The organism is Mesorhizobium sp. WSM4847 (assembly GCF_055811335.1).
This window is the reverse complement of record NZ_JBVVPY010000010.1, coordinates 71,342-93,062: the sequence shown is the minus strand read 5'-3', so window position 1 is coordinate 93,062 and position 21,721 is coordinate 71,342. Positions and strand designations below refer to the sequence as shown.

At 64.4% G+C, this 21,721-nt stretch carries 19 protein-coding genes and 1 riboswitch; of the genes, 16 read left to right on the top strand and 3 right to left on the bottom strand.

Features of this window, described 5'->3' with window-relative positions; genetic code table 11:
* Positions 1 to 382 precede the first annotated feature (382 nt).
* The 8 genes from AC0L28_RS16385 to AC0L28_RS16350 all read left to right on the top strand — a co-directional run bounded on the left by AC0L28_RS16385 (position 383) and on the right by AC0L28_RS16350 (position 11,171).
* The gene (locus AC0L28_RS16385) at positions 383 to 1,978 is read left to right on the top strand and encodes a hypothetical protein (RefSeq protein WP_473478723.1); all 1,596 of its coding nucleotides are present in this window, start codon (positions 383 to 385) and stop codon (positions 1,976 to 1,978) included.
* Between the two features lie 300 nt (positions 1,979 to 2,278).
* Complete coding sequence (locus AC0L28_RS16380) at positions 2,279 to 5,446, top strand: hypothetical protein (protein WP_473478722.1); 3,168 nt, start codon at positions 2,279 to 2,281, stop codon at positions 5,444 to 5,446.
* 326 nt (positions 5,447 to 5,772) lie between these two features.
* Positions 5,773 to 5,887: riboswitch (guanidine-I (ykkC/yxkD leader) on the top strand.
* Between the two features lie 99 nt (positions 5,888 to 5,986).
* Entirely contained in the window at positions 5,987 to 7,051 is a 1,065-nt protein-coding gene (locus AC0L28_RS16375; protein WP_473478719.1) for a putative urea ABC transporter substrate-binding protein, read from the top strand.
* Positions 7,052 to 7,156: 105 nt separating this feature from the next.
* The gene (locus AC0L28_RS16370; protein WP_128171902.1) at positions 7,157 to 7,969 is read left to right on the top strand and encodes an ABC transporter permease; all 813 of its coding nucleotides are present in this window, start codon (positions 7,157 to 7,159) and stop codon (positions 7,967 to 7,969) included.
* Positions 7,966 to 8,775: an ATP-binding cassette domain-containing protein gene (locus AC0L28_RS16365; protein WP_287171725.1), complete on the top strand. Its 810-nt coding sequence runs from the start codon at positions 7,966 to 7,968 to the stop codon at positions 8,773 to 8,775. Before AC0L28_RS16370 ends, AC0L28_RS16365 begins: the two co-directional genes overlap by 4 nt.
* 12 nt (positions 8,776 to 8,787) lie before the next feature.
* Positions 8,788 to 9,996 carry an agmatinase family protein gene (locus AC0L28_RS16360; RefSeq protein ID WP_128171904.1) on the top strand — a complete coding sequence of 403 codons (1,209 nt, stop codon included), beginning with the start codon at positions 8,788 to 8,790 and terminating at the stop codon, positions 9,994 to 9,996.
* A gap of 2 nt (positions 9,997 to 9,998) precedes the next feature.
* Positions 9,999 to 10,532 carry a hypothetical protein gene (locus AC0L28_RS16355; protein ID WP_287218057.1) on the top strand — a complete coding sequence of 178 codons (534 nt, stop codon included), beginning with the start codon at positions 9,999 to 10,001 and terminating at the stop codon, positions 10,530 to 10,532.
* Positions 10,533 to 10,568: 36 nt separating this feature from the next.
* Positions 10,569 to 11,171, top strand: coding sequence for a HupE/UreJ family protein (locus tag AC0L28_RS16350; protein ID WP_287218055.1), 603 nt, complete (start codon positions 10,569 to 10,571; stop codon positions 11,169 to 11,171).
* Positions 11,172 to 11,326: 155 nt separating this feature from the next.
* On the opposite strand, the gene AC0L28_RS16345 is transcribed toward AC0L28_RS16350, so the two are convergent.
* Positions 11,327 to 12,040 carry a GntR family transcriptional regulator gene (locus AC0L28_RS16345; protein ID WP_023800160.1) on the bottom strand — a complete coding sequence of 238 codons (714 nt, stop codon included), beginning with the start codon at positions 12,038 to 12,040 and terminating at the stop codon, positions 11,327 to 11,329.
* Between the two features lie 260 nt (positions 12,041 to 12,300).
* On the opposite strand from AC0L28_RS16345, the gene AC0L28_RS16340 reads away from it, so the two are divergent.
* The 6 genes from AC0L28_RS16340 (at position 12,301) to AC0L28_RS16315 (ending at position 18,235) form a co-directional block, all read left to right on the top strand.
* Positions 12,301 to 13,389: an ABC transporter ATP-binding protein gene (locus AC0L28_RS16340; protein ID WP_236387832.1), complete on the top strand. Its 1,089-nt coding sequence runs from the start codon at positions 12,301 to 12,303 to the stop codon at positions 13,387 to 13,389.
* Positions 13,390 to 13,422: 33 nt separating this feature from the next.
* On the top strand, positions 13,423 to 14,712 hold the full coding sequence (locus AC0L28_RS16335) for an ABC transporter substrate-binding protein (RefSeq protein ID WP_473478715.1): 1,290 nt from the start codon (positions 13,423 to 13,425) through the stop codon (positions 14,710 to 14,712).
* Positions 14,713 to 14,935: 223 nt separating this feature from the next.
* Positions 14,936 to 15,820, top strand: a complete 885-nt coding sequence (locus AC0L28_RS16330; RefSeq protein ID WP_473478904.1) for an ABC transporter permease — start codon at positions 14,936 to 14,938, stop codon at positions 15,818 to 15,820.
* A gap of 4 nt (positions 15,821 to 15,824) precedes the next feature.
* Positions 15,825 to 16,643 (top strand): ABC transporter permease, encoded by an 819-nt coding sequence (locus tag AC0L28_RS16325; RefSeq protein WP_473478714.1) that lies wholly within the window; start codon positions 15,825 to 15,827, stop codon positions 16,641 to 16,643.
* A complete protein-coding gene (locus AC0L28_RS16320) occupies positions 16,615 to 17,400 on the top strand; it encodes an aspartate/glutamate racemase family protein (protein ID WP_473478713.1) in 786 nt (261 codons plus the stop codon). The genes AC0L28_RS16325 and AC0L28_RS16320 overlap by 29 nt, the downstream gene beginning before the upstream one ends.
* 4 nt (positions 17,401 to 17,404) lie before the next feature.
* Positions 17,405 to 18,235 carry a GNAT family N-acetyltransferase gene (locus tag AC0L28_RS16315; RefSeq protein ID WP_473478711.1) on the top strand — a complete coding sequence of 277 codons (831 nt, stop codon included), beginning with the start codon at positions 17,405 to 17,407 and terminating at the stop codon, positions 18,233 to 18,235.
* A gap of 10 nt (positions 18,236 to 18,245) precedes the next feature.
* On the opposite strand, the gene AC0L28_RS16310 is transcribed toward AC0L28_RS16315, so the two are convergent.
* On the bottom strand, positions 18,246 to 18,785 hold the full coding sequence (locus AC0L28_RS16310) for an Lrp/AsnC family transcriptional regulator (RefSeq protein ID WP_123146884.1): 540 nt from the start codon (positions 18,783 to 18,785) through the stop codon (positions 18,246 to 18,248).
* A 48-nt stretch (positions 18,786 to 18,833) separates the two neighbouring features.
* On the opposite strand from AC0L28_RS16310, the gene AC0L28_RS16305 reads away from it, so the two are divergent.
* Positions 18,834 to 20,012: an MFS transporter gene (locus tag AC0L28_RS16305; protein ID WP_473478708.1), complete on the top strand. Its 1,179-nt coding sequence runs from the start codon at positions 18,834 to 18,836 to the stop codon at positions 20,010 to 20,012.
* A gap of 125 nt (positions 20,013 to 20,137) precedes the next feature.
* Positions 20,138 to 20,563, top strand: coding sequence for a GNAT family N-acetyltransferase (locus AC0L28_RS16300; RefSeq protein WP_473478705.1), 426 nt, complete (start codon positions 20,138 to 20,140; stop codon positions 20,561 to 20,563).
* Here AC0L28_RS16300 and AC0L28_RS16295 read toward each other — a convergent pair whose 3' ends face one another.
* On the bottom strand, positions 20,564 to 21,694 hold the full coding sequence (locus AC0L28_RS16295; protein WP_473478902.1) for an anhydro-N-acetylmuramic acid kinase: 1,131 nt from the start codon (positions 21,692 to 21,694) through the stop codon (positions 20,564 to 20,566).
* Positions 21,695 to 21,721: the final 27 nt, after the last annotated feature.

Here is a 21,721-nt window from a genome sequence, read left to right as displayed (position 1 = left end):
CGCGTGGTACCCGAAACGGAATACCGTTTTGACCCCGAGGCGACCTATGTCTTGCGTGTAGCGAATGGCCGCTTCGCGCCTGATGTCGGTCGTTGGACTGATTGTGGCCGCCATCCAGGAGCGGACATCCGTCGCCTAACACCCTGATCGACCAGTGCATTAATGGCCTCCGCCTCCTTGACCGCCAGCGACCATTCGCCGGTGAAGATCATCTGGCAGGTGATTGCCGGGTCGACCGAGCGTGCGCGTCACTTGCAACTTCACGAGTAGTGGAATGCCACGTGGTCAATATCGGTCCCCAACGTGAGCCCGTCTTCGATCTCGAATCGGCGGCGGCCATGCTCGAAGCCAGCGGCGACCACAGGGTTTTGTGCCGGAGCAGATGCACGCCAGGTTTTTCCATCGGCTTGTCGCCCTGTTTTTCATCCTTCTTCTCGGCGCGCATCCCGCCAGCGCCCAGAACCGCCCCGCTCCGACCCCGCTGTTCGACACTCCTGGCCTTGCCGCCGAGGCGTTGAAAGCTATCGCCGAGCGCATCGGGCGCGAGCCGCGGGTCGCGCTGGTGGATATCCGGGGCTCCGAGATGACCGTGCATGTGCAGGGCGCGCGCCCCCATCATCTCGACAAGTGGACCTGGATACGCGGCCGCGGCTTGATCATGGGCATGACGACGCAGATCCGCGGCCCGGAGATCGCCCAGCCGCTCGTCGCGACGCTCGACCCGACAACCGTCCTTTTTCCACTCGAAGGCCTGCCGCTCGACGACCTGCCCGCACTGATCGACCGGATCTCGCCCCGCGCCATGCTTGAAGAGCCAGCACTTCCGCAGTCCATTCGGATCGAGCGGCAACTCCTGCTCGTGGGCGGCACCCGCGTGGGCGAGGCGCGGATCATGGTCCACTGGAACACCGGGCGCGAAAGCTCCTACGTTTACCTCAACATGGACGGCAGCATCCACACAGCCGATGTCTCGGGCACCTTTCGCGCCCGCGGCCTCGACATGGCGCGGGATGACTGGCATCTGCCGATGGCGGCGCAGGATCTCGCCTTCTTCGGCACCCACCGCAGCATCCTTCGGGTCGAGATCGAGCCGCGAGACATCGACGTGAGCTACATGGACCCGCAGAGACGCAGCCAGACGACGGGCATGCGCTGGACGCTGAACGGCCTCAGCGTGAACGCGCCGGTCATAGAGATGCCCGCCACGATGCGGACGCCGACCGAGGATGTGTTCGCCTTCACCGATATCGACTTCGCAATGCTGCCCGCGCTCAAGGCGGCGGCGCTGGAGAAGGTGAACGAGCCCGGCATGCGGGTGCTGAAGATAGTCGCGAACCGTCCGATCACCAGCATCGGCACGCCACAGCTTGTCTGGACGCTCACCGTCGGCGATCCTGCGAAGCAGGGAAACTGGATCACCCGGACCGAGGGCGAGGCATGGCAGGTCGTAGCAAGCCCTGCCGGCGAGATTCTTCGGGTTGTCCTTCCCCCCGGCCGACGCCCGACGGTGGATTGGTGGACGCCCGCCAACCTACGCGACGTGATCGACCGGCTCGTTTCCACCTTTCCGGTCAGCCATCCCTTCCGCGAGATCGTGCTCGATCCCCAAGGCGGCAGGGCTCATGCCGTCGACGGGGGCGACCCGACGCTGTGGCGGGAATTCAGCATCAACGCGCACGAAATCTCCGTGTCGTCCATTGGAGGTGGACGCCATGACGGGGTGGACGGGACATGGTTCACGCTAGATGCGCTCGATGGCTACAGCACGGAAGTGATTTTCGACCTCGTCTCGCGCACGTTCGAGACTATGAGCCTGCCCGATGGCTACATATCCAGGTTGACGTTTTCGCGCGGGAATACCTGGGTTCGGCCGCCCGAGGAGCAGGTGATGCTGGAAATACGGGTGGAGCACGGAATGCGCGGCGGCCGGCTCACCTGGCTCGCCGACGGGACGGAATTGGACCGTGTGATGCCATGAGCCGCGGTCAGTAATCTCTCATCGGGTGATGACAACGGTCACGCCGAGCAAGCCATGGAGAGCGTCGAATCTGCAGGCTGAATCGTGCGGGTGAAACCCGCTTATTGTTCACGACCGACTTTTTAGTAGGGTCAGCACGGCTGGCTCACCCGAAAGTCCGATATCCGGCATAAGATGAGCTCGGGAAGGTCCGACGACTGTCACAAGTACTGGTTCCGGCCAATGTCGGCTTGCGCTTCTGACGATGGGGACAATCCCGCAAGGAATCCCGGAGGGTGTGAGCCATGTGGAGGATAGGCCATGAAGTGGAAGTCGCTTCGATCAACCGCGCTCGCCGGCCTCACCGTGGCCGCGATTCTCCTGGAGGCGCGGGCTGGGTTCGCCCTCGACGAAGAACCGTTGAACCTGCTGCGGCTCACGTCGGCGAAGGTCGAATCGACCACTTCTCCCGCCGACGTGACTGCGATCGCGCGGTTGACAGACGGCGACGCGAAGACGGTCGCGGAGATCAACGCGACGGAAGCCACACCGCTGGACGTCACGTTCACGTTCGGTGGAGGCGTTGTGGCGCCGGAGGGGATCAGGGTCACGCTGCCGGAGGGCTCGGGCAGCGCGGCAGCTCGCGTGGAGATCCTCGTCTCGACGGCGTCGGCGCACGCCGGGTTCCGGTCCCTTCGCACTGACCCGCTTGCGGCGGAGGGCAAGCCGCAGACGTTCGAGTTCCCCACCACCGCGGCGCGCTGGATCATCGTGCGGCTCGCGCCGCAGCCCGGGGCGCGCAAGGTAGCGGCGGCGGAAGTGGAGGTCATCGGTCGGGAGGGTGAGCCGAAGAGCCACTACGCGTTCGCCGAGTCTCCGGCGAAGGCCTTGGACGTGCTCACGCGCCTCGAGAAGACGACATCGCTCAAGTTGGCGGTCTCTGACGACGAGAAGGCGATGTTCGCGAAGGCGAAGGCGGGGCGCTTGACGCCCGTGGAGTTCGCCGAGGCCGCGCTGCTGGCGTCGGGCGTGGTCGACGCGGGGAAAAGGAAGGAGTACCTGAAGCGCCTGGACGCGTTGGAGCAGCAGGCCCGCGCGGCGGTGGCGAACACGCGCACTCCCGCGGCCAAGGGCGAGGCGCTCCTCGAGTGGCTCCACAAGGGCCCGATTTCGAAGGGCTACGTGGCGCGCCAGACCGGCCTCGCGGTGATCTTCGACACGGGTACGTTCAATTGCGTGTCGTCCGCCGTGCTCTACAACGTGCTCGCGCTGCGGCTCGGGCTGGACGTGCGCGCGATCGAGGTGCCCGACCACGCGTTCTCGATCCTCTACGACGGCACGCGGCACATGGACGTGGAGACAACGAACGCCAAGGGGTTCAACCCCGCTAGGGACAAGGCCGCCATCGCCAAGTTCGAGCAGATGACGGGCTTCCGCTACATCCCCGACGCGCACCGCGACCAGCGCCGAGAGGTCCAGGAGGCGGGGCTGGCGGCGATCATCTACTACAACCAGGGCGTGTTGCTCTCGGAGGCGAAGCGCTACCACGAGGCGCTCGTGGCGAATTTCCGGGCGATGAGCCTCGACCCCGAGTTCGGCTCGGCGGTGAAGAACGCGCTGGCCGTGCTCGCGAACTGGGGAGCGGAGCTTTCGCGCGACGGCAAGTTCCAGGAGGCCCTGGAAGTCGTGACGACCGGCCTCGCGCTGGCCCCGAAGGACGCGGCGCTCGTCAATAACCACTCGGCTGTTTGGAGCCAGTGGGCGCTCAGCGCGGTGGACGCCGGCAAGCCGTCCGAGGCGCTCGCCATCCTCGAGCGAGCGGCCGCCGCGGTGCCCAGCGGGGGGTTCGAGGGGATGCAATCGCTCGTGTACATCCGGCCGGCGGACATACGGATGCGGGAGGGCCGGTGGGAGGACGCGCTCGCGGCGGCCGTGCCGGGCTTCGAGGCGCTCGCGGGCGAGCCGCGCAAGGAGCTCGAGAAGTGGCTCGGCTACTTCGGGCAGGAGTGGTCCGCCGCGCTGGCCAAGAAGGAGGGTGAGGCGAGGGCCCTTGGGGCACTGCGCGGTTTCGTGGCGCGCTTCCCCGGCAACGAGCACGTGACTTCGGCGGCGGACAGCCACGTACGCCGGATGGCGTTCGGGTTGGCCGACGCGGGGAAGTTCGAGGAGGCGCTCGCGGCGATCCAGGGGGCCAAGGATTTGATGAAAGACACAGCGGGCGTCCGCGAGGCGTCGCTTTACGTCTACGACGACTGGGCGAAACGCCACATGAAGGACGGTCGGTGGGAAATGGCGGCGGATGTGTACGTGAAGGGGTTGGCGGCGTACCCGGGCGAGGGGCTGTTCAAGGGCAACGTGGCGTATCTTGCGCAGGAGTGGACGAAAGCCGCCTACGCGAAGGGCGGCGCGAACGCGGCGGCCGAGGTGATGAAGTCGATGGCGGAGCGGTTTCCGGGGCTGACGGGCCTGTCGAAGAGTGGCGGGAATGAACTGCAACGGGCCGTAAACGCGCGCGTCGAGGAGGGGAAGTACGAGGAGGCGCTCGCGGCCTTGGAGAAGGGGCGGCAGCTGCTGGAGGATAGCGACGCGGAGCAGACGTACCTGTACGTGTACGACTTCTGGGCGAGGAACCGCATGGAGGCCGGCGCGTGGGAGGAGGCCGCGGACGTGTACCTGAAGGCGCTCGCGCGATATCCAGAGGCGGGCATGCTCAAGCAGAACGTCGCGTACCTGGGCCAGGAGTGGACGAAAGCCGCCTACACGAAGGGCGGAGCCCCGGCGGCCGCCGCGGTCGCGAAGGCCCTCGCGGCGAAGTTCCCTGGAGTCGAGTCCATCGGGAAGTCCGGCGGCCAAGGGGTGGCCCGTGTAGTCCATGACTCGATTGGAAACGGGAAGTTCGAGGCCGCGCTCGCGGCCGTGGACCAAGGGAAGGAGTTCCTGCCGGGAAACGAGGCGCAGGAGCTCTACTTCGCGGCGTACGACGGCTGGGCCAAGCGTTACATGCAGGACGGCCAGTGGGAGAAGGCGGCAGACGTCTACGAGGCGGGTCTCGGGCGGTTCCCCGCGATGGAAAAGCTTCAGGGGAACATCGGGTGGTTCGCGCAAGAATGGGCGAAGGAAGTGGCCGCTGGGCAGGGGTCGGACAAGGCCGTGGAGGTTCTGCGAGCGTTGAAGCAGAGGTTCCCGGGCCTGCAGGACGTGGCGCGATCGTCGAAGAACTACCTGAACAACAATGTGAACGCTCTCGTGCGGGACAACAAACACGAGGAGGCGCTCGCTGTGATCGAGAGGCTGAAGGACCTGGCGGAAGGGGAGGCGGACGTGGAGAGACTCGCAGTGTTCGCGTATGACCGGTGGGCGAGGAGGTTCATAGACAAGAAGGACTGGGATGGGGCGATTGCGATCTACGACAAGGGCCTCGCGCGGTATCCGGACCAACGATTGTTCGAGCAGAACAAGGCGTATTGCATCGAGCAAAAGAGCATGTAGGAGCGGGCTGTCCGCTCACGGGTGGATCCGGCGCCCGTATGCCTCCCAGAGAGGACCCGGGTGTAGGGGGCAGGGACGGGGAGTTGCTAATGGCATCAAGTCCAGTCCCGCACAAACTGGACGAGAAAACCAAGCAAATCTCGGGGCCGTGTGTTTTGGGGGAATGACGTGAGGTGACCACTAGCAGCAATCAGGCAAACTGCCCAATCCGTCGGCGATGCGATGATTTTCGCGTCACTCGCGCGAATGCTCGATGCCTCACAGCTCCACAAATGCCGGCCTTTTGGCCTGTTCGGCATTGGCATGCTCCTTGCTTCGTTGGTGATGTGCAGAGCGTCTAGGGTTCCGGCCGCAACACAGCGGTGCTGGTCCAAGAGATGCGACCGCCAGGGATGCACTGAGGCATCCGGCGGAACACGGCGGGCCAAAATCCCGGGAGAACCCTGCACGGGTTTGCTGGCGCGAACCTCTCCCGGATGCGCGCTCGCAAACCCCAACATTAAATCCGGTCGCAATCCGGATCGCGAACAGGGGTACGCAATGCTTCGCAAGCTGGCCGCAATCATCCTAGCCGCATCACTCGGCCTTCCCATCGCTTCCGCCGCCGACGCGGCGCCCAAGAAAGACTTCAAGATATGCTGGTCGATCTATGTCGGCTGGATGCCGTGGGGCTATCTCTCCGACAGCGGCATCATGAAGAAATGGGCCGACAAAAACGGCATCAATGTCGAGATCACCCGCATCAACGACTATGTCGAAAGCATCAACCAGTACACCGCCGGCGGTTTCGACGGCTGTTCGATGACCAACATGGACGCGCTGTCGATCCCCGCAGGCGGCGGCGTTGACACCACCGCCTTGATCATCGGCGACTTCTCCAACGGCAACGATGCGGTGATCCTCAAGGACAAGGCCGCGCTCGCCGACATTGCCGGCCAGAAGGTCAATCTCGTCGAACTCTCCGTCTCGCATTACCTGCTGGCGCGGGCACTGGACACGGTCAAGCTCGCCGAGAAGGACATCACCGTCGTCAACACGTCCGACGCCGACATGGTCGCCGCCTACGGCACCAGCGACGTCACCTCGGTCGTTACCTGGAACCCGCTGGTTTCCGAGATCGTCGCCATGCCGGGTGCGCACAAGGTTTTCGATTCCGCGCAGGTTCCCGGTGAGATCATCGACATGATGGTTGTCAACACCGAGACGCTGAAGGACAATCCGGCATTGGGCAAGGCGCTTGTCGGTGCGTGGTACGAGGTGATGGACCTGATGATCTCCGACACGCCGGAAGGAAAGGCAGCCAAGGAGGAGATGGCCAAGGCGTCCGGCACCGACCTCGCCGGCTTCGACGCGCAGCTTGCCTCGACGGCAATGTTCTACGACCCCGCCAAGGCGGTCGAGTTTACCGAAGGCAGCGAATTGCCGAAGACGATGGATCTGGTCCGCAACTTCCTGTTCAGCCACGGCATTCTCGGCACCAATGCGACGAACGTAGACGTCGTCGGCATGAGCTTTGCCGACGGATCGACGCTGGGCGACGCCAAGAACGTCAAGCTGCGTTTCGATCCAGCGTTCATGGCCGAGGCGGCAACCGCAACGCCCTGACCCGACATGCTGGCCAAGGGAATGAGTGCCAGGGATGAAGCCTCCGCGACGGGCGGTGAGGGCACCACGCGCCCTTCCCGGCCAAAGCCGAGGGTGCGCCTTCGCATGATCAATGCGAAGGTTTCGCGCGGCGGCGCCTTGTTCCTCGGCGGCTTGCCGTTCCTGTTCGTGGCGATCGCCTATCTGATCGCTTCGGCGCAACGACTGGCGGTCAATCCCAGCGACAAGCTGCTGCCTTCGCCGGTACAGATGTGGTCGGCCTTTCTTGACCTTGCCACGGTGCCGGACAAGCGCTCGGGCGACCTCATCCTGTGGGTCGACACCTATGCCAGTCTCCTCAGGCTGTTCGCGGGCGTGGGCGTTGCCACGGTCGCCGCGCTTTCGCTCGGCATTGCCATCGGCTTCATCCCGCGGGTGCGGGCGTTCCTGCTGCCCTTCGTCACCGTCGTTTGCGTCATCCCTCCGCTGGCACTGCTGCCGATCCTGTTCATCGCGCTCGGCCTCGGCGAAACGGCCAAGATCACGCTGATCGCCGTCGGCGTCGCGCCGGTGATGGTGCGCGACATCGCCAACCGGGTGATGGAGTTGCCACCAGAACTGGTGGCCAAGGCGCAAACGCTTGGCGGCAACAGCTGGACCACGGTCTTGCGGCTGGTGCTGCCGCAGATCATGCCGCGCCTCATCACTTGCGTGCGGCTGGCACTCGGGCCGGCCTGGCTGTTCCTGATCGCCGCCGAAGCCATCGCCTCGACCGAAGGGCTGGGTTACCGCATCTTCCTCGTCCGCCGCTATCTCTCGATGGACGTCATCCTGCCCTATGTCGCCTGGATCACGCTGCTTGCCGTGATCACCGACTGGCTGCTGGTGCGGCTGTCGCGGGCAATCTCCCCTTGGGCGCATCCGGTGGAGGCCAGATGATCCGCATCGTCGTTCACGGGCTGGAAAAGAGTTATGGCGATGCCCGCGTGCTCGAGCGGGTCAACGTCACCGCCGAAGCCGGCGAATTCCTGTCGCTGGTCGGCGCCAGCGGCTGCGGAAAATCGACGTTCCTGCGCATTCTGCTCGGCCAGGAACAGCAGAGCAGCGGCGTCGTCATCGTCGGCGATGGTCCGATCGTGCCCGAGCCGACGCCGCAGCGCGGCATCGTCTTTCAGCGCTATTCGGTGTTTCCGCATCTGACCGCCATCCAGAACCTGCTGCTGGTCGAAGACTTTCGCTCGGGCGGGCCGTTTGGCCGCGTCTTCGGCGCCAGGCGCAGAAACGCCAGGCAACAGGCCGAGGCCATGCTGGCGCGGGTTGGCCTCGCCCATGCGCGCGACCTCTATCCGGCATCGCTCTCCGGCGGCATGCAGCAGCGGCTGGCGATTGCGCAGACCTTGCTCGGCCGGCCGCAGATCCTGCTTCTCGACGAGCCGTTCGGGGCGCTCGATCCGGGCATCCGCGTCGAGATGCACGACCTGCTGACCGAGCTCTGGACCGAGCATGGCATGACGGTGGTGATGGTCACCCACGATATCGGCGAGGCCTTCAAGCTCGGCACCCGTGTGCTGGTCTTCGACAAGGTGCGCCACGATCCGCAGTTCCCGTCGGCTTACGGCGCGACGATCACCTACGATTTGAAGCTCGATCGCAAGACCCGGGCTTCCTCTCATCACTTGGCCAAGGTGGCCGCGATGGTCGGGACGACCCGGCCGGATACAGCAACGGCGACGACGGCGTCGTAACGGAGAGTTTGAATGTCCAGAGATATCCCCGAACGCAGCCACCGCCGTGCAGGGCTCGTCGCCCGGGCGGCCAGGGAGCGTTTTCACCACCCCGATTTTGACGCCCGCGGCACGCAGGGCTGGAAATCTATCGAGGCCGAGGGCAAGCTGCCGGAAAGCGGCTGGCGCAAGGAGCAGCAATGGGCGCTCGACATGGGCCTGCCAGGGTCGGAGTCGATCGTCGACAAGTCGATCCCGACATTCGCGCGCGGCGAGCTGCCGCATTTCGCCGGCATCAACACCTTTCTCAAGGCGCCCTATGTCGAGAACGTCCGCGACGTCGGCAAATATGATGCTGCCGTCATCGGCATTCCTTTCGACAGCGGCACCACTTACCGGCCGGGAACCCGCTTCGGGCCGCAAGGCATTCGCCGCATCTCGGCGCTCTATACGCCGTACAATTACGAGCTCGGCGTCGATTTGCGCGAGCAGATGACGCTGTGCGACGCCGGCGACGTCTTCACCATTCCCGCCAACCTGGAAAAGAGCTTCGACCAGATCACCAAGGGCGTCAGCCATGTCGCTTCGTCCGGCGCGCTTCCGATCATGCTGGGCGGCGACCACTCGATCGGTTTCCCTTGCGTGCGCGGCATCGCCGATGTGACCTCGAAGCGCATCGGCATCATCCATTTCGACCGCCATATCGACATCCAGGAAAAGGATCTCGACGAGCGCATGCACACCACGCCCTGGTACTGGGCGACCAACCTGCCGAACGTCTCGGCGACCAATCTCGTGCAGCTCGGCATCGGCGGCTGGCAGGTCCCGCGCTACGGCGTCGCCGAGGCGAGAAAACGCGGCACCAACGTGCTGACCATTGCCGACATCGAGCAGATGGGGCTTGAGAAGGCGGCGGAAATCGCGCTCGAGCTCGCATGGAAGGACACCGACGCCGTCTACATCTCTTTCGACGTCGACAGCCTCGATTGCGGTTTCGTGCCCGGCACGGGCTGGCCTGAGCCGGGCGGCTTCCTGCCGCGCGAGGCGCTGAAGCTGCTTGGGCTGGTGACGGCTCCCGGCATTTGCGGCCTGGAAGTGGTCGAGGTCTCGCCGCCCTACGACACGTCGGACATCACCGCGCTGTTCGGCGTGCGCGTCGTCGTCGAGGCGCTTGGCTCGATGGTCGCGCACGGCAATCTCGGCAAGCACAAATCGATCATCGACAAACCGGTGAGTTTTTGACCATGCACGACGATCATCACCACAGTCATGGCCACGACGGCGGCCACAATCATCACGGGCCGAACGGTCATCATGACCATCCGCACGCCCCCGGCCACAATGGGCCCGCTGGCAAGCCGCTGCAATGGCAGACGCCGCATCTGCCGGAGCAGGCTCATGAGCTGCCGGTTGATCCCGCATCGGTCGATCTCGACCTGGTCGAAACCGCCTTCCTCGAAGGCTTTGCGCGGGCGCCGGACCCATCCAGCTTTCTGCGTCTGGCCGGCATACCCTTTGTCGGCGAGAGGGCCGACGGCGTGCGGCTTCATCTCTTGCGCGTCGAGACTGAGGATCTGGTCGACGTCGGCGCGGTCATGCCGCTCGTCGGCGGCACCGGCGTCGCCTATCACCCGCTGCCGGCGCGCCTGACATCGCACCGCCGCCGCCTCGCTTTCATCTATCACGACGGCGCTGAGCAAATGCCGCTCGGCTTCGCCGCGGCGCGCGCCCTAGCGGACCGTTCCGCCGCTTCGCAATTCACCGTTCCCGGGCATTGAAACCAAACCCGTCACTCTCATCGAGCAGGTACAACCATGAAAACATTGGCAAGCATGAAAACATTGGCAAGACTTGGCATCGTTTCAGCTCTCGCCGCCGTCACACCGTCGCTGGCGTTTGCCCATAGCGGCGGCGCTCACGTCCACGGCTTTTTCGCCGGCCTCGAACATCCGCTGTTCGGCATGGATCATCTGCTCGCAATGGTTGCAGTCGGCATGATCGGCGCCCGTGCCGGCGGGCGCAGCATTGTCCTTGTGCCGCTGTTCTTTGTCTCGGCCATGGTCGCAGGGGCCTTGCTCGGCATGGCCGGCATCGGCCTGCCGTCGCTTGAAACCGGCATCGCGCTGTCGCTTGTGGTCTTCGGCGCGATGGTCGGCCTCGCCAAGCCGCTGCCGCTGGCCGCCGCGGCGGCACTGACGGCCCTGTCCGGCCTCTTCCACGGCAACGCCCACGGCCTTGAGAGTCCCGAGAGCGCCGGCGGCATCGCCTACGCCGCTGGCTTCGTGCTCGCCACGTCGATGCTGCATGCGATCGGCATTCTGTCCGCTGTCAAGCTGGCTCGTTGGCCGACGACGGTCCGCACTGCGGGGTTCGCCACCTCGCTGGTTGGAATGGCCATGGCGGCCCAAGCTTTTTGAGACGTAGCGGTCGGCAAACAGAACTGGAATGCAGATGAGCCAGAAATGGTCGATGAGGCTGCGGCGCGTCCGCGATTTGCTGTACCAGATCCTGAAGGTCCGAGCCCAACGGCTTTGAGGGCGCGGTTATCGCGTCCCTCCGATCTGCTTGAGCGTCAGAACTCGAGCGCCTGCCTGAGCGCCGGACCGCTCCTGACACGCAGATCGAGGTCGGCCTCGATATGGTCGATGTGGTGCAGCATCAGGGCGCTGGCGCGTTCGGAATTGCCATTTTCCAGCGCCTCCAGGATATTCATGTGTTCGCTATGGCCGCAGCTCGAGACGCCCGAGCGGCCGTAGAGCGCAATCACCAGCGATGACCGCGCCACCAGTTCTTCCATGAAGCGCTGGAGGATGGCGTTTCCGGCAACCGAAGCCAGCAGCAGGTGAAAATCGCCCGAAGCCTTGATTTCCGAGCGTCTTGCATTTGGTCCGCGTTCGGCAATGAAGCGGCCCTCTTCATCGAGCTGCGCCTTGAAGGCAGCGACATGGTCCGGCGTCATCCGCCCGGCTGCGGCAATCGCTATGCCGGGCTCGATCAGCCGGCGCGAAGCAAAGACCTGACGCGCTTCCTCCGGCGACGGGTTGGCGACGAAGGCGCCACGATTGCGCTCGGTCCGCACCAGGCCTTCGAAGGAGAGCATCTGCAGCGCCGCGCGCGCCACGGTGCGGCTGACATCGAATAAAGTGCCGACCTCGCCTTCCGACAGCTTGGTTCCGGGCGCCAGCCGGCGGTCGACGATCGCGTCGCGCAACTGGTCGCGGATCGCCTGGGCGCGATCCTCGTTGGCACTGTCGACAGCAGGGAAAGTCTGGTCGGCTATATTCATGATGGTCGTCCCTGCACCTTTCTACCCTGAATCGGGTCGCTTGCACGAGGGACAAAGTGAATACGATGCCGAAAAAGATTGCATACGATTTTTGCGAGAATCGCCTGCGATCGCCTATAATTTGTGCATTCTCAGGCATGCCGTTTCGAAGGGCAGCCGGAGGCAATTCTGATTTTCCCAAGGAATCAATCGTTTGAGGCCGATCTAGGGCAACTGGCATGCATGATGCTTTGCTTAAGTTGATTTAGAGAGGAAGCCGGATGTCCAAAGCCGCCGAAATCGACATCGTGTCCGTTTCGAAGATCTATGGCGCAACGACTGCCGTCGAAGACATCAGCTTGAAAATCCCCGCGGGAACCTATTGCTGCCTGCTCGGGCCGTCCGGCTGCGGCAAGACCTCAACGCTGCGCATGATTGCCGGGCATGAGAGCATATCGAGCGGCGACGTGCGTCTCGGCAACACGGTGGTCACCGACCTGCCGCCGGCCAGGCGCGGCACCGCCATGATGTTCCAGTCCTACGCGCTGTTTCCGCATCTCGACCTGGTCGACAATGTTGCGTTCAGCCTCAAGATGAAGGGCGTCGGCAAGGAAGAGCGCCGCGCCAGGGCGCTCGATATGCTGAAGCTGATGCAGATGGAGGGCTACGCCAGCCGCCGCCCGACGCAGCTTTCGGGCGGACAGCAGCAACGCGTCGCTCTGGCCCGCGCGCTGATCACCGACCCCGAAGCGCTGCTGCTCGACGAGCCGCTATCGGCACTCGATCCATTCCTGAAGATCCGCATGCGGGCGGAACTGAAGAAGCTGCAGACCTCGCTCGGCATCACTTTCGTCCACGTCACCCACAGCCAGGAGGAGGCGATGGCGCTCGCCGACCTGATCGTGGTCATGAATGACGGCCGTATCGAGCAGGCGGCGCATCCGCGCATCGTCTTCGAGCGGCCGGCCACCGCGTTCGTCGCCCGCTTCATGGGCGATCACAACGTCGTCTCCGGCCGCGTCAGCGGCAGCCGCGACGGCATGGTTGTCTTCGATGTGCCGGGTGGCGCATCGCTTGCGGCCAGCGGGCAGGGCAGGGCGATCGGCGAGCCGATCGATATCGCCATTCGCACCGACCATGTGCGGATCGGCGACCCACTGGCCACCGGGCTCGGCTTTACCGGCATCGCTTCCAACGTCGAATACCGCGGCTCGACCGTAAAACTCTCGGTCAATGGCGCCGGCATAGAGGATTTTACCGTCATCGTCGACGACACCAGCTTCTTCGCCAAGCCGGTCGCCGTCGGCGACGCGGTGCCGATCGCCTGGGACGCCGAGGACGCGATCGTCCTTGGCCGTCTCGATTCCTGAACCAGAACCATCAATCAAAACAGGGGAACTGACATGACCAACGCCACCGACAACAAGACAGGAATTTCCCGCCGCTCGCTGCTCAAGACCGGTGCTGCCGCCGTCGGTCTTGCCGCCGGTTCGGGTGCCATATCAGGGTTCCCGACGATCTGGGCGCAGAACCCGATCACGCTGCGCCAGTTCGGCACCGGCGTGTCGAATCTCAACGCCATTGCCGACAAGTGCAAGGCCGACCTCGGCATCACGCTGAAAATGACTGCGACCGATTCCGACGCCGCCGCCCAGCGCGCGGTGACCCAGCCGGACAGCTACGACATCGCCGACATCGAATACTGGATCGCCAAGAAGGTCTATCCGTCCGGCGTGATGCAGCCGATGGATGTCAAGAAGCTGAAATATTATGACAAGATCGTACCGCTGTTCATCACCGGCAAGCTGACGCCCGACAGCGTCATCGCCCAGGGCACCGCGCCGCATACCGTCGGCTTCGTCGAGGCGCAGGACGCCAAGACCTTCGCCAAGCAGCCGACGCAGTGGATGACGATGGTTCCGACCATCTACAATGCCGATACGCTCGGCATCCGCCCCGACCTCGTCGGCCGCGAGATCACCACCTGGGCCGACATCATGGATCCGGCCTTCAAGGGCAAGGCCGCCATCCTCAATATCCCGTCGATCGGCATCATGGATGCGGCGATGATCATGGAAGCCATGGGCAACGTCAAATACGCCGACAAGGGCAACATGACCAAGGAGGAGATCGACAAGACGATCGACTTCCTGATCAAGGCCAAGCAGGACGGCCAGTTCCGTGCCTTCTGGAAATCGTTCGACGAGAGCGTCAATTTGATGGCATCGGGCGAAGTGGTCATCCAGTCGATGTGGTCTCCGGCCGTCGCTGCGGTGCGCTCCAAGGGCATCGCCTGCAAGTACCAGCCGCTCAAGGAAGGCTATCGCTCGTGGGGCGGCGGCCTTGGCCTGGCGGCGCACCTCAAGGGCGCCGAGCTCGACGCCGCCTACGAATACATCAACTGGTACCTGTCCGGCTGGGTCGGCGCCTACCTCAACCGCCAGGGCTATTACTCGGCCGCCATGGACACGGCCAAGCAGTTCATGTCCGAGGACGAATGGGGCTACTGGGTCGACGGCAAGCCGGCCAAGGGCGATATCATGGCGCCGGACGGCAAGATCATGGAGAAGGCAGGCGCGGTGCGTGACGGCGGCTCCTTCGTCGAGCGCATGGGCAAGGTCGCCTGCTGGAACTCGGTCATGGACGAGGACCGCTACATGGTGAGGCGCTGGAACGAATTCATCGCGGCGTAGTGCCTTCTTGCCTTCTCCCCTTGTGGGAGAAGGTGGCCGAGCGAAGCTCGGTCGGATGAGGGGTGTTGGACGGATCGCCAACGCTGAGTTTCTTCCAACACCCCTCATCCGTCTTGCCGCTGCGCGCCAATCCACCTTCTCCCACAAGGGGAGAAGGGACGCAGCTCCGGCCGCCTCGCAGCCTACCGAGATATTGATGACAGCAGTGCTCGAACGTCCTGGAATGATCAAGGCCAAACCGGCCAAACGCCGCCGCGTCTCGGTCGCCCGCTTCGTCCCCTACCTCCAGGCGGCGCCGCTGGCGCTGATCCTTGGCGCATTCCTTTTGCTGCCGATCCTGATGATCGCCGTGGTCTCCTTCTGGGATTACGATTTCGCTGCGATGTATCCGGATTTCCTGACCATCAACTACGCCGACACGCTCGGCTCCTGGGTGACCTGGAAAACCTATCTGAACACGCTGAAATACGCTGGTATCGTCTGGGCACTGACGCTGTTCGTCGGCTTCTGGGTCGCCTATTTCCTAGCCTTCCATGTCAGGACCACCGCCATGCAGATGGTGCTGTTCCTGGTCTGCACGGTGCCGTTCCTGACCTCCAACATCATCCGCATGATCTCGTGGATTCCGGTGCTTGGCCGCAACGGGCTGGTCAACTCGACGCTGGTTGAGATCGGGCTGATCCCGAAGCCGATCGAATGGCTGCTCTACTCCGAATTCGCCGTGGTGCTGGCCATGGTGCATCTCTACACGCTGTTCATGGTGACGCCGATCTTCAACACGCTGATGCGCATCGACAAGTCGCTGATCGAGGCTGCGCGCGATGCCGGCGCGTCCGGCTGGCAGGTGTTGTGGAACGTCGTCATTCCGCTTGCCAAGCCCGGCATGGCGATCGGCACCATCTTCGTCGTCACGCTGGTGATGGCCGATTTTTCGACGGTGCAGGTGATGTCCGGCGGACAAAGCGCATCCGTCGCGCTGATGATGAAGAACCAGATGTCGTTGCTGCAATATCCGGCAGCGGCCGCCAACGCGGTCGTGCTGCTGGTGCTGGTGCTGCTGATGGTCGCCGGCATCCTGCGCATCGTCGACATCCGCAAGGAGCTGTGAGCCGATGAGCCGGGACAAGCGCACCCTTGAATTCTACGTGCTGGCGGCCTTCTTCGCCCTTTTCGTGCTGTTTCTCTACGGCCCGCTCTCGGCGATCCTGATCCTGTCCTTCCAGGGCGAGAATGGCGGGCTGACCTTTCCGCTGAACGGCGTTTCGCTGCACTGGTTCGCCAATCTGTTCGAACGCCAGGCGGTCGGCGATTTCGGCGGCAGCTTCAAGCGCTCCTTCATCCTTGGCCTGATGGTGATGATCGTCACCGTCGGCGTGTCGCTGCTTGCCGGTCTTGCCTTTCGGCAAAAATTTCGCGGCGCCACCGCTCTGTTCTATCTGGCAGTCGCCAGCCTGGTCGTGCCGTCGATCATCATCTCGCTCGGCATCGGCGTCGTCTTCCAGCAGATCGGCTTTCGTCCCGCCTGGTACACGTCTGCCTTCGGGGCGCATCTGACCTGGACCTTGCCTTTCGGCGTGCTGATCATGTTCGCCGTCTTCAACCGGTTCTCGCCGGCCTATGAGGAGGCCGCGCGGGACTTGGGTGCGACCTCCTGGCAGACCTTCGCGCATGTCGTGCTGCCGATGATCGCGCCCAGCCTGATCGGTGTCAGCCTGTTCGGTTTCACCCTGTCCTATGACGAGTTCGCCCGCACCCTGATGACCTCGGGCACGTTCAACACGCTGCCGCTCGAAATCTACGGCATGACGACGAATGTGACGACGCCAGTGCTCTATGCGCTGGGCACCGTGACCACGGTATTTTCCTTCGTGGTGATTTTGGCGACGCTCGGCGCAATCGCCTATGTCGGCGGCCGTCGGCCGCGAGCTTGAGAGAACCGCAGTGCAGATCCTCGTCGTCAATCCGAACACCACCGCCAGCATGACCGAAACCATTGCAGCGGCGGCGCGGTTGGTCGCCGGCGCCGGTACGGACATCGTCGCCGTCACCTCGACGATGGGTCCGGTTTCGATCGAAGGCTACTATGACGAGGCGCTTGCCGTGCCGGGCCTTCTGGTCGAGATCGCCGCCGGCGAGCGCTCGGGCGCGCTGGCTGCGATCGTCGCCTGTTTCGACGACACTGGGCTGGATGCGGCGCGCGCCATGGCCAACATTCCGGTCATCGGCATCTGCGAGGCAGCGCTCAGCGCGGCCTCGTTCATCGCCCAGCGCTTCACCGTCGTCACCACGACCGAGCGCTCGCGCGTGCCGGTCGAAGCGCTGGTGCAGCGCTATGGCATGGCAGGACGGGCACGCGTGCGCGCTGCCGACATTCCGGTTCTTGCGCTCGAAGACCCAACCTCCGATGCGATCCTGAAGCTGCGCGGCGAGATCGCGCGCGCGCTCGACGAGGATCGCGCCGAGGCCATCGTGCTTGGCTGTGCCGGCATGGCCGATCTCGCCGCCGCGCTGCGGCGGGAGTTCGGCGTTCCGGTCGTCGACGGCGTCGGCGCCGCGGTCAAGCAGGCCGAGGCACTGATCGCGCTTGGCCTGTCGACGTCCAAGCGTGGCGCCTATGCAAACCCGCTGGCAAAGCCCTATCTTGGCGCATTGAAGTCCTTCGCCCCCGGTACCGTAGCCGCCGAGTGAGGCAATGCGCCGAACGATCAGAACGCTCGCACTTGAAGACGTAAAAATCCTTGTCGACTGGGCGGCAGCGGAGGGCTGGAATCCCGGTGTTGGCGATGCCGTGGCGTTCCATGCGGCGGATCCAGAGGGCTTCATCGGCGCCTTTGTCGATGGCGAGATGGTGGCCGGTATTTCGGCCGTCGCCTATGGCGACGATTTCGGCTTCATCGGTCTCTACATCTGTCGGCCGGACAGGCGCGGTGAGGGCCATGGCAAGGCGGTCTGGGATGCCGGCATGGCGCGGCTCGGCGACCGTACGGTCGGCCTCGATGGTGTCGTCGAACAGCAGGCCAATTACCGCAGCATGGGTTTTGCGCCGGTCTACCGGACGATCCGGTTCGTCGGATCGCCGAACGGTCCGGCAACTGCCGACAGCGACATTCGCGTCATGGGCCCGGAAGCCGATGTCCTGGACTACGACAGCCGGTTCTTTCCCGCTCCGAGGCAATCCTTCCTGGAACACTGGCTGCGCCCGCCGCACGTCGCGCTTGCGATCGTCAGGGATGGCGCCATCGAGGGGTATGGCGTCGCGCGCCGATGCCGGGACGGCTGCAAGATCGGTCCGCTCTTTGCCAACAGCCTGGACGCGGCAAGCCGCCTTTTCGCGGCACTCGCCAACGCCTCCGGACCCGGAAATATCCACCTCGACGTGCCCGAGACCAGCGGACAATTTGCAGCTCGGCTGTCGTCCGCCGATCTTCGACCCGGTTTCGAAACGGCCCGAATGTACAGGGGCAAAGCGCCGCAGCTCACGCAGTCAGGTGTCTTTGCGATAACCACCCTGGAGCTTGGTTGACTGGACGGCGCTAATACAGCGGCTTGGCCATGTGCCGGGGCGCCGGCCATTCCGTCGTGATCCCGGGCTGCACCGGCCGCTCGAGATAGGTCGACAGAACCACATAGCTTCGCGTCGAGGTCACGCCAGGCGTTTCGTAAAGCCGCGACAGCAGGCCTTCGAGCGCCCTTGTGTCCTCGGTGCGGACCTTGATCAGCATGCATGTGTCGCCGGCCACCGAATGGATCTCCTCGACTTCGGGATGCTCGGAGATCGCCATCAGTTCGGGGGTCTTTCCCCAGCCCTTGGTGTCGATGTGCACGAACGCAAGCAACGGCTTGCGCACCGCCTTGGGATCGATGATCGCCGCGGTGTTGCGGATGGCGCCGCTGCGCCGAAGCCGCTTCACCCGTTCATGCGCGGCCGGCGGCGACAGGCCGACGCGATCACCGAGCTCGGCATAGCTGACCGTGGCGTCGTCGACCAGAACGCCTAATATCTTTCGGTCGGTCGCGTCGACATCGCGGGCAGCAGGCCTGTTCTGCAGAATGCCATCTGTTTCTTCATCCATGGTGAAATTCCTTATTGATACAGAATTTAATACGGCGATTATCGGCATATGTCGAACAGTGATCAAGTCGCAACATTTACGGCAAGGCCGCCTATCCCGGCGCTCGCCTATCTCTTGACCGGATGCATCGCGGTGATCGGCTCGAACTCGCTGGTTCTCGGTCCGATAGCGCCGGCGGTGGCCGCGTCGTTTGCGACGAGCGTGCCGGCCGTCATGATCGCGTCCGCTGCGTTCGGGCTTGGAACGTCGGCAAGCGCCCTGTTCCTGGCCCGCTATATCGATCGGTTTGGCGCCCGCCGCATGCTGCAGGGGGCGTTGCTGCTGCTGGCGATCGCGCTTCTCGCCAGCGCCGCCGCGCCGACGGTAACGATGCTGGTTACGGCCCAGCTTGTCGCCGGCATCGCCGCCGGTATCGCCATGCCGGCAATCTATGCCAGCGCCGCGGCGATCGCGCCGCCTGGCCGCGAAAGCGGAACCATCGGCGTCGTGCTGACCGGCTGGACCCTGAGCATGGTCGCCGGCGTCTCATTGTCGGCGGTGCTTGCCGACCTCGTCCATTGGCGCGCCGTTTTCGGGGCGGTCGCGGTGCTTGCGGCGCTCGCGTTGACCGGCCTTACGCTGACGTCGTTGAGCGACGTCAGGAAAAGCGGCCCGGCGCCGACGCCGCTCGGCGCCTTGGCCGTGCCCGGCATCGTGCCGCTCCTGGTCGCCTGCGGCGCCTTCATGACCGCCTTCTACGGCGTCTATGGTTATCTTGGCGATCACCTTCACAATGGCTTGGGACGGCCGGTCAGCGCCAACGGCTTGGCGGCGCTCGCCTATGGCGCCGGCTTCGGCATGGCGGCACTTCTGGACGGCGTGATCGATCGACTTGGCGCGCGACGTGTCATGCCGTTCGCCTATCTCCTCGTCGCGGCCGTCTATGTCGCGCTCGCCGCGGCAGGCAGTAGTTTCCATCTCACCATCGCGATGGTCGCGGTCTGGGGCCTTGCCAATCATTTCGGGCTGAACGTCCTGGTGATGCGCCTCTCTGCGCTCGATCCTGCACGGCGCGGCACGATCATGGGCCTGAACAGCGCAGTGACCTATCTCGCGGTGTTTGTCGGCACCACCGCCTTCGGTCCGCTCTATTCCAGCTTTGGTTTTGCGGCATCAGCAGTGGTCGCCGCGCTGCTCATGCTGGTTGCCGCTGCGGCGGCGGCGTGGCATTCGCCGCGGCCCGTGTAGTCGCGGAGCCACGCGGCGGCAGAGCTTGCGCTCCCGTCCTTTCCTTCGATAAATGCAAATGAAAGTGCCACGCGTCCGGAAGCGCTGTATACGGGTATCCGGCTGTGAGCCTGTCTGGACAAGCGATGAACATGACGCTTGAAACCACCGCCGACCCATCGCCGAAAGAACTCGCTTTTCTCGGGGAGCGGCTCAGCGCGTTCAACGACAGCGAAGTCGGTCCGGCCAACAGGAAGGTGCTCGCCGTGTTCGTGCGCGACGAGCACCGTGCGGTTGTCGGCGGCATCTCGGGATACACCGCCTGGGGCTGGCTTTATGTGCAGTGGCTGTGGGTTGATGAGCGGCTGCGCGGCCAGCACATGGCCGGCAGGATGCTGGACGCAGCCGAACAGGAGGCCGGCGCACGCGGCTGTCATGGCGCCTTGATCGACACCTTCAATCCCCAGGCGGCCAAGGCCTATGAGCGTCAGGGATATCGGCCGTTCGGCGTGCTTCCCGATTTTCCCGCCGGTCGCAGCCGGGTCTTCCTGCAGAAGAAACTGCTGGCTTGATCAGCCGGCAAGGCGTCCGCCGCGCATAGGCTGCGGCACACCGGTGGTGGTCGGAAAACTGATCGGCAGGCCCCTGAGCACGCGAACCGCCAGGAAGGCAAAACACTCCGCCTCGACCGCGTCACCCTTCCAGCCGAGCGCCTCCGCCGGCACCGCTTCGACGCCGGCGCGGCTGGCGAGCATGGCCATAACCGTCGGGTTGTGGCGGCCGCCGCCGCTGACCACCAGCCGCTTTGGCCGGTGCGGCAGGAGGTCGAGCGCCTTGCCGACAGCCGCGGTGGTGAAGGCCGTCAGCAGTGCGGCACCATCCTCAGCATTCATCCCATCCGCCATGGCCGCGCCAAAATCGAACCGGTCCAGCGATTTTGGATAGGGCTTGGCCAGATAGGGATGCTGCAGGAGCTTGGCCAGCCGGGCTTCGTCCACAGTTCCGGAACGGGCAATCGCGCCGTCGCGGTCCATCTCACCCAAACCCTTCGACTTGATGAAATCGTTCAGCGGCGCATTGGCCGGTCCGGTGTCGAAAGCGACGACATTGTCCTTGCCGTCCCACCAGGTGATGTTGGCGACGCCGCCGAGATTGAGCACCGCCGTGTCGCCGCTGATATCGGCATCGCGCAGCAGCGCGGCGTGGTAGGCCGCCGACAGCGGCGCCCCTTGCCCGCCGGCGCGCATGTCGGCCGAACGGAAATCATAGGCGACCTTGGTCCCCAGTATGGCATGCATCAAAGCCCCATCGCCGAGCTGGCGGGTCTGGCCGAGCCGGCCGGTTTGCGGGGCGCGATGCAGCACGGTCTGGCCATGGAAGCCGACGACGCCAATATCGGCCATCGTCAGCCCGTAGCCTTCGACGAGGTCCTTGACGGCCGCCGACTGGGCGCGCGTCAGCGCTTCTTCGGCTTCGCGAAAGATCGCCGGCTCCGGCCCGACAAAATTCCACGCCCTGGCCTGGCGCAGCGTCTCCTCCAGCAGGCTGCGGATCGACCTGGGGTAGGGCGCCAGCGTGTAGGTGCCGAAATCCGCGATCCGCTCGCCGTCGGTCCTGATCAGCGCAATATCGATATTGCCGTCCAGCACGGTGCCGGTCATCAGGCCGACGGCCCAGATTGGTTCGCCACTTCTCGCAATCATCATTTGTTAGGCTCCGTTGGCGAGATC

Bases quoted from the DNA above. Each gene is read 5' to 3' on its own strand.
- AC0L28_RS16385 (WP_473478723.1), top strand. From the start codon at position 383: ATGCACGCCAGGTTTTTCCATCGGCTTGTCGCCCTGTTTTTCATCCTT.
- AC0L28_RS16380 (WP_473478722.1), top strand. From the start codon at position 2,279: ATGAAGTGGAAGTCGCTTCGATCAACCGCGCTCGCCGGCCTCACCGTG.
- AC0L28_RS16375 (WP_473478719.1), top strand. From the start codon at position 5,987: ATGCTTCGCAAGCTGGCCGCAATCATCCTAGCCGCATCACTCGGCCTT.
- AC0L28_RS16370 (WP_128171902.1), top strand. From the start codon at position 7,157: ATGATCAATGCGAAGGTTTCGCGCGGCGGCGCCTTGTTCCTCGGCGGC.
- AC0L28_RS16365 (WP_287171725.1), top strand. From the start codon at position 7,966: ATGATCCGCATCGTCGTTCACGGGCTGGAAAAGAGTTATGGCGATGCC.
- AC0L28_RS16360 (WP_128171904.1), top strand. From the start codon at position 8,788: ATGTCCAGAGATATCCCCGAACGCAGCCACCGCCGTGCAGGGCTCGTC.
- AC0L28_RS16355 (WP_287218057.1), top strand. From the start codon at position 9,999: ATGCACGACGATCATCACCACAGTCATGGCCACGACGGCGGCCACAAT.
- AC0L28_RS16350 (WP_287218055.1), top strand. From the start codon at position 10,569: ATGAAAACATTGGCAAGCATGAAAACATTGGCAAGACTTGGCATCGTT.
- AC0L28_RS16345 (WP_023800160.1), bottom strand. From the start codon at position 12,040: ATGAATATAGCCGACCAGACTTTCCCTGCTGTCGACAGTGCCAACGAG.
- AC0L28_RS16340 (WP_236387832.1), top strand. From the start codon at position 12,301: ATGTCCAAAGCCGCCGAAATCGACATCGTGTCCGTTTCGAAGATCTAT.
- AC0L28_RS16335 (WP_473478715.1), top strand. From the start codon at position 13,423: ATGACCAACGCCACCGACAACAAGACAGGAATTTCCCGCCGCTCGCTG.
- AC0L28_RS16330 (WP_473478904.1), top strand. From the start codon at position 14,936: ATGATCAAGGCCAAACCGGCCAAACGCCGCCGCGTCTCGGTCGCCCGC.
- AC0L28_RS16325 (WP_473478714.1), top strand. From the start codon at position 15,825: ATGAGCCGGGACAAGCGCACCCTTGAATTCTACGTGCTGGCGGCCTTC.
- AC0L28_RS16320 (WP_473478713.1), top strand. From the start codon at position 16,615: ATGTCGGCGGCCGTCGGCCGCGAGCTTGAGAGAACCGCAGTGCAGATC.
- AC0L28_RS16315 (WP_473478711.1), top strand. From the start codon at position 17,405: ATGCGCCGAACGATCAGAACGCTCGCACTTGAAGACGTAAAAATCCTT.
- AC0L28_RS16310 (WP_123146884.1), bottom strand. From the start codon at position 18,785: ATGGATGAAGAAACAGATGGCATTCTGCAGAACAGGCCTGCTGCCCGC.
- AC0L28_RS16305 (WP_473478708.1), top strand. From the start codon at position 18,834: ATGTCGAACAGTGATCAAGTCGCAACATTTACGGCAAGGCCGCCTATC.
- AC0L28_RS16300 (WP_473478705.1), top strand. From the start codon at position 20,138: ATGAACATGACGCTTGAAACCACCGCCGACCCATCGCCGAAAGAACTC.
- AC0L28_RS16295 (WP_473478902.1), bottom strand. From the start codon at position 21,694: ATGATTGCGAGAAGTGGCGAACCAATCTGGGCCGTCGGCCTGATGACC.